Consider the following 6009-nt stretch of genomic DNA (forward strand, 5'->3'; position numbering starts at 1 on the left):
GGCTTCCCTCACCCTAGCCCTCTCCCGGAGGGAGAGGGGACTTTCGGACGGGAGTGACGGCAATTTAGCCGCGTTAGTTTGCGGCCACCTTTTCCCGCACGGTGCGCTCCATCACTTCCAGCACCTGCTCGATGCTAAGGCTGGTGGAGTCGATGACGATGGCGTCCTCGGCCTTGCGAAGCGGGGCGTGCTCGCGGCTTTCGTCCTGGCGGTCCCGGCAGATGACCTTCTCGATGGTCTCTTGCAGGGAGACGGTCTCGCCGCGCTCGGTTAGCTCTTTCCAGCGCCTCCTGCCGCGCTCCTCGGCGCTGGCGGAGAGAAAGAACTTCACCTCGGCGTCCGGGAACACCACGGTGCCGATGTCGCGCCCCTCCAGGATGACGCCCCCCTCCTCGCCCATCTTGCGCTGCATGGCAAGCAGGGCGTCGCGCACCGGCTTCCTGGCCGAGATGCAGGAGGTGAGCAGACCGATCTCCTCGCTGCGGATGGCGGTCGAGACGTCCTCGCCGTTGGCGAGCACCCGGCAGATTTCCCCTTCGCGCTGGAAACGGATCTCCAGGCGCTGGCAGAGCTCGGCAAGCGCCGGGTCGTCCTCGCAGGCGATCCCTGAGCGCCTGGCCATCAGGGCGACGGCGCGGAACATGGCACCGGTGTCGATATGGACGTAGCCCAGCCGGGCGGCCAAAAGCTTGGTGAGGCTGCTCTTGCCGGCGCCGGAAGGACCGTCGATGGCGACGATGACTCCGTTTACTCTCTGTTTCCCGCTCAACGCTGCACGACCCCCATCAGGAGATCGCGGAAGCCGGGGAACGAGGTGGCGATGCAGTCGACGTCGGAGACGCGGGTCTCGCCCTTGGCCACCAGGCCGGCCACCATCATGGACATGGCGATCCGGTGGTCGCCGAAGCTCTCGGCCATACAGCCGGAGATCCTCTCCATGCCGATGATCTCCATGCCGTCCGGCAGTTCGAGCACTTCCACGCCCGCTTTGCGGAGGTTGGTGGCCATGGCGGCTATGCGGTCGGTCTCCTTCACCCTGAGCTCCATGGCGCCGCGCAGCACGGTGGTCCCTTCGGCGAGCGAGGCGGCCACGCAGATGACCGGGAACTCGTCGATGGCGCGCGGCACCAGCTCGCCGGAGATCTCGATCCCCTTCAACTGGGAGGAGCGGACCCGGATGTCAGCCACCGGCTCGCCCGATTCCTCGCGCTGGTTGAGCAGTTCGAGGTCGCCCCCCATCGCCTTCAGGATGTCGATGATGCCGGTGCGGGTCGGGTTGACGCCGACGCCGCGGATCAGAAGTTCCGAGTTGGGGACGATCAGGGCGGCCACCATGAAGAAGGCGGCCGAGGAGATGTCGCCGGGCACCGAGATCTCCCTGCCAGAGAGTTCGACGTCGCCGCCGATTTTCACCCCGCCGTCGAAGCTCTCCACGCTCGCGCCAAGGTAGCGGAGCATGCGCTCGGAGTGGTCGCGGGAGACGTGGGGCTCGCGGATGAGGGTTTCGCCGTTGGCGTAGAGGCCGGCCAGCATGATGGCAGATTTCACCTGGGCGCTGGAGACCGGGGAGTCGTACTCGATCGCCTTCAGTTTTGATCCCTGGATGGCGAGCGGCGCCTTCTCACCGCCGAAGCGGCCGTGGATGCGGCCGCCCATCAGGCCGATCGGGGCCACCACACGCTTCATGGGGCGGGCGCGCAGGTACTTGTCGCCGGTCAAGACCGAGAAGAAGTTCTGCCCGGCCAGAAGACCCGCCAGAAGGCGCATGGAAGTGCCGGAGTTGCCGCAGTCGAGCACGTCGGACGGCTCGGTGAGGCCGTGCAACCCCTTGCCGTGGATGGCGAGGGTCATACCGTCGTCTTCCACCTCGACACCCATGGCGCGGAAGGCGTTCAGGGTGGCCAGGGCGTCCTCGCCGCGCAGGAAGCCAGTGACCCGGGTGATACCGCAGGCGATGGAACCGAACATGATGGAGCGATGGGAGATCGACTTGTCGCCGGGGACCTTGATCTCACCCTTCAGCCCCTTGGCGGGCTTGACGGTATAGCTGTTCATATGACCTCTTTCGCTTATGCCTGCCGAAGCAGGTAAAGCGTCAATTTCGGTTAGATGCGTGCGTCAACGGCCAAAGGCAATCCCCCCCTGCCCCCCCCTTTAACAAGGGGGGACGCGATTGGGAGGTGACAATGATGCTAGAGTATCGCGTCCCGCTTCTGCTTGGAGTTCAGGAAGAACGCCTCCAGCCCTTTGGAGTCTTCCGACTCGACCAGGGTCCTGAGCCTGTCGAAGTAGTCGACGAAGAAATCCATCATCTCGATGATGGCGTCCTTGTTGGTCAGGGCGATGTCGCGCCACATGACCGGATCCGAGGAGGCTATCCTGGTGAAGTCACGAAACCCTCCGGCGGAGAAGGAGAGCAGGTCGCCGCCGAAGCGGTCGTAGCCGTCCACGGCGTTCACCAGCGAGTAGGCGACCATGTGCGGCAGGTGCGAGATGGCGGCCACCACCCGGTCGTGCTGGACGGGGTCCATGAGCGGCACGTTGGAGCCGGCGATCTTCCAGAGCTCCACCACCTTGGCTAGGGCCGCGGCGTCGGTGTTCTCGGTGGGGGTGACGATGCAGCGCTTCCCCTGGTACAAGGTGGAGAAGGAGGCCTCGACCCCGGAGTGTTCGGTGCCGGCGATCGGGTGGCCGCCGACGAAGAAGGTGCCCTCCGGCATGAGCGGCTCGCAGGCGTTGACCACGAATTCCTTCACGCTGCCGCCGTCGGTCACGATGCAGCCCGGCTCGAGGTACGGAGCGATGCGCTCCACCATGGCCGGAATCGAGCAGACCGGGGTGGCCAGAAAGACCAGATCGGCGCCGCGCACCCCCTCGCAGGGATCGAGCGAGTAGCTGTCCAGGACGCCCAGCTCCACACCGCGCTTAAGGTTCGCCTCGCCACGGCCGATGCCGACCACCTCGCCTACCGCCCCTTTTTCGCGCAGGATGCGGGCGAAGGAGCCGCCGATCAGACCGACCCCTATCACGGCCATCCGTTTGACAAATACCATGGCTATCTATCCCTCACGCACGGGCCCGGGGATAGGAACCCAGCACTTTGACGAACTGGCAGCAGGTGCCCAGCTCCTGGACCGCCTCGGCCACCTCGGGATCAGTGATATGACCGGTGAGGTCGAGGTAGAAGATGTATTCCCAGGCCTTCTTCTTGAGCGGGCGGGACTCGATCTTGGAGAGGTTGATGCCGCGCTTGGCGAAAGGCTCCAGCATCCGGTGCAGGATGCCGGGCTCGTCGCGGACCGAGAACATCAGCGAGGTCTTGTCGTCGCCGCTCTTGTCGGCGATCTTCCTGCCGATCACCAGGAAGCGGGTGAAGTTGTTGACCTGGTCCTCGATGCGGGCCTTCACCACCTTCAGGTTGTAGATGGAGGCGGCGTACTCGCTGGCGATGGCGGCCGCGGTGTAGTCCTCGCAGACGATCTGGGCGGCCAGCGTGGTGGAGGCGACGTCCACTAAGGGCACGTTGGGGAGGTTCTCGGCCAGCCACTTCCTGCACTGGGCGAGCGGCTGCGGGTGCGAGTAGACCTTCTTGACGTCCTCGAAGCGGCCGGTGCGCGAGAGCAGGAAGTGCGAGACCTCCAGGAGCACCTCGGCGTTGATCTTCAGCTCGCTCTCCATGAACATGTCCAGCGTGTGGGAGATCATCCCCTCGGTGGTGTTCTCGACCGGCACCACGCCGTAGTACGACTCGCCCTTGGCCACCGACTCGAAGACGGCGGGGATGGAGCGCTCGGGGCAGAGCTCGGCGGCCAGCCCGAACTGCTGCAGGGCGGCCAGGTGGCTGAAGGTTGCCTTCGGCCCCAGGAAGGACACCCGCATCGGGTGCTCCAGGGCGAGCGAGGCGGAGATGATCTCGCGGAACACGCTCTTGATGGAATCCGAAGGGAACGGCCCCGGGTTGGCGGCGGTCAGCCGCTCGTAGATCTCACGCTCGCGGCTGGGGACGTGGAAGTCGCTGCGGGCCTCGGTCTTGAGGGCGCCGACCTGCATGACCAGCTTGGCGCGCTGGTTCAAAAGGTCGAGAATATTGTCGTCAACCGCGTCTATTGCCTGGCGCAGCTTTGGCAGTGTCAGCTTTTCTTTCAAGCGAGGTTACCTTCCGGGGCGGGGGTAATGACAGTTAGCGAAGGGTCTAGTTATATGTCACGACTGGCAAATTTGCAACGATTTTCTCTTGCCGTTCAGGAGACCTCCGCGTGGGCGTTGGGGTCCATCGGATTCATCCTGACCGCCAGCGAATAGAGGTACGGGTAATCGTCGTGCAGATGCTGCATGTAGGTGATCCACTCCGTCAGAAGATGGGTGTGGGCGCGCTTCAAATCGCCGGAGAGGTGGTCCAGATCGCGCTCGGCAAGACCCTGCAGGGAGCGGCGTGCCTGCAGTTCCTCGGCGAGGTGCATGACCGCCCACAGAAGATCGGTGAAGACGTCGTGCTCCAAAAGGTTCGGGTTTTCCAAAAGCGTCAGCATGACCCCCTTCTTTTCGGAAAGAAACTCCTTGAGAGAGCCGAGGTCACCCACCCGGGCGTCGAGATCGGCATGGGTGGACTTGATGAATTGGCGCGCCTCCTCGAAGTCGTGCCGTTTCCATTGCGGGGTCGGGCGAAGTCTTTTGGAGAGTTCCACGCCGTCGGGGAAAAATGCCAGCAACCGGTGCAAAAGTTCGGTGCCGATCTCGGAGAAGAAGACGCCGATCACCATATTCAGCTTCTTGATGATCGCTTCCCGCTCGCGCTCCTTGAGCACGCGCTCGATCATCAGCGTCACGAACAGGACGTAGACCGGCAAAAAGGCGACGTTGGACATGAAGCTGAAGCCGATTTCGCCGGCACGGCCGAACATGAAGTAATCGACGAAATACAGGATGAGGGAGACTACCAGCAAAAACCAGACGATCTTGTCGGTGGGAAAACGCATGAATCTCAAATCACACCCTCCAGGAACATGTTGCATAAAAACAAAAAGAAAAGCCGATCACAGAGGACACGGAGGTCGCACGGAGGCCTCAGAGGAAAAACTTTTCCGGTACAGGAGCAGGAAATTCTAGAGACTGAAAAATAAAAGTCAAGATACCACACGAGAACCAGGTTTTCACCCGGTATCCTCTGTGTCCTCCGTGGAACCTCCGTGTCCCCTGTGGCCAGGCTTTTATGTTTTTTGTCTTTTGTTTAGCCAATCCGCTTCAGGCCGTCCGCGATGCGGATGGTGGCGCCGCGCCAGGTGGGGAAAATGCCGGAAACCACACCGACGGTCAGGGCGCAGAGCATCTCCAGACCGATGGTCTGCTTGGAGACGCTGAAGTACGGGAAGTACTGGGCAAGCTGCACTTCGATCCAGCGGGCAGCCGGGAAGGTCAACACTACCCCCACAGCACCCCCCAACAAAGAGATCGCCACCGATTCACCGAAGATGAGCAGCCCCAGGTGCTTCGCCTTGAAGCCGAGGGTCTTGAGGGTCGCGTACTCGCCGATCCGCTCGCGGGCCGTCATCGCCATGGTGTTGGCGGCCACCACCATGATGATGGCGATCACCATGTAGGAGACGATCTGGATGGCGACCATGATGGCCTCGGTCATGGAGACGAAGCCGAGCTGGAACGCCTTCTCGGTCTCGGTGAGGGTCTCGGCGAGCGAATTCTTGAAGAGGGAGTCGACGGCCAGGGAAACCTGGGCGACCTGCTCCGGCTTGTCGACCCCGACGATGTAGAAGCCGGCCTGGTCCGCACGCCGAGGGGTGGTCTTCCTGAGCGCCTCGTTCAGGTAGTCCCAGTGGAAGAGAAGCATTCGCTCCTCGGTGGTCTTCTCGGCACCGTGGAAGATTCCCCGCACCACGAAATCCCATTGGCCCGGGAAGATGGTCCCCTTCAGGGTGACCTGGTCGCCAACCCGCCAGCCGTAGGTCCTGGCCAGCCGCCGGCCGACGATGCACCCCTTGCGGTCCAGGAAGAAGT

Annotated in this window: 6 protein-coding genes; all 6 read right to left on the bottom strand. The window is 63.0% G+C overall.

The genetic code is table 11. The annotated features are described in order from the left end of the window. Positions 1-73 precede the first annotated feature (73 nt). Complete coding sequence (gene cmk / locus VJ604_RS15145) at positions 74-769, bottom strand: (d)CMP kinase (RefSeq protein WP_324083924.1); 696 nt, start codon at positions 767-769, stop codon at positions 74-76. After that, positions 766-2055, bottom strand: a complete 1290-nt coding sequence (gene aroA, locus VJ604_RS15150) for a 3-phosphoshikimate 1-carboxyvinyltransferase (protein WP_324083926.1) — start codon at positions 2053-2055, stop codon at positions 766-768. Before aroA ends, cmk begins: the two co-directional genes overlap by 4 nt. Positions 2056-2192: 137 nt before the next feature. Then, on the bottom strand, positions 2193-3053 hold the full coding sequence (locus tag VJ604_RS15155) for a prephenate dehydrogenase (protein ID WP_324083928.1): 861 nt from the start codon (positions 3051-3053) through the stop codon (positions 2193-2195). Positions 3054-3066: 13 nt separating this feature from the next. Continuing rightward, the gene (gene pheA, locus VJ604_RS15160; protein WP_324083930.1) at positions 3067-4146 is read right to left on the bottom strand and encodes a prephenate dehydratase; all 1080 of its coding nucleotides are present in this window, start codon (positions 4144-4146) and stop codon (positions 3067-3069) included. 95 nt (positions 4147-4241) lie between these two features. Continuing rightward, a complete protein-coding gene (locus VJ604_RS15165; protein ID WP_324083934.1) occupies positions 4242-4976 on the bottom strand; it encodes an MJ1433 family protein in 735 nt (244 codons plus the stop codon). 251 nt (positions 4977-5227) lie between these two features. Then, a partial coding sequence (locus VJ604_RS15170) for an ABC transporter permease (protein WP_324083932.1) occupies positions 5228-6009 on the bottom strand: 782 nt, incomplete at its 5' end.

The sequence above is a fragment of the Geomonas sp. genome (assembly GCF_035254065.1).
Classification (GTDB): Bacteria; Desulfobacterota; Desulfuromonadia; order Geobacterales; family Geobacteraceae; genus Geomonas.

What these genes read in the sequence shown, in the direction of transcription:
- aroA (WP_324083926.1), bottom strand. Translation starts at nt 2,055, where the DNA reads ATGAACAGCTATACCGTCAAGCCCGCCAAGGGGCTGAAGGGTGAGATC.
- VJ604_RS15155 (WP_324083928.1), bottom strand. Translation starts at nt 3,053, where the DNA reads ATGGTATTTGTCAAACGGATGGCCGTGATAGGGGTCGGTCTGATCGGC.
- VJ604_RS15165 (WP_324083934.1), bottom strand. Translation starts at nt 4,976, where the DNA reads ATGCGTTTTCCCACCGACAAGATCGTCTGGTTTTTGCTGGTAGTCTCC.